The following is a 481-nucleotide window of genomic DNA, read 5'->3' on the forward strand; positions in this document are numbered from 1 at the left end:
TGTATGGTCCCGGGATGTGGTGTGACGGGTCGAGCCTGAAGCGTTCGGGCTCTTTCGTCCAGACCTGCAGGACATGCTCGTAGGGCGTGAGGCCGCGCAGGGTCTTCAGCCGACGGGCATGATTGTAGGCGTCCACGAACAGCTGGAGGTGGGCTCTGAGCTGTTCGTGGGTCTCATAGTGGTAGCGCTTGACCGTAGCGTCCTTGATGGTGCGGTTCATCCGCTCGACTTGACCGTTGGTCCAGGGATGGTTGGGTTTGGTCAGGCGATGCTCGATGCCGTGCTCGTGGCAGACGCGATCGAACATGTGCCGGCTATAGAGGGCCGTCGGGCCTGAGCGGTTGCGCGGGGCATGGCAGAACTGCACCCCGTTGTCGGTCAGCACCGTGTGGATCTTGTACGGCACGAACGCGACCAGCGCGCGGAGGAAGTCCGATGCGGTGTAGCGGTTGGCCTCCGTCTCCAGCTTGGCGAAAGCCAA

Annotated in this window: 1 protein-coding gene; it reads right to left on the reverse strand. The window is 62.8% G+C overall.

Features of this window, described 5'->3' with window-relative positions:
* Nucleotides 1–481, reverse strand: a 481-nt coding sequence (locus MFF58_RS32010) for an integrase core domain-containing protein (protein ID WP_238294371.1), incomplete at both ends; no start/stop codon positions are given.

This window comes from Methylobacterium longum (genome assembly GCF_022179385.1).
Lineage (GTDB): Bacteria > Pseudomonadota > Alphaproteobacteria > Rhizobiales > Beijerinckiaceae > Methylobacterium > Methylobacterium longum.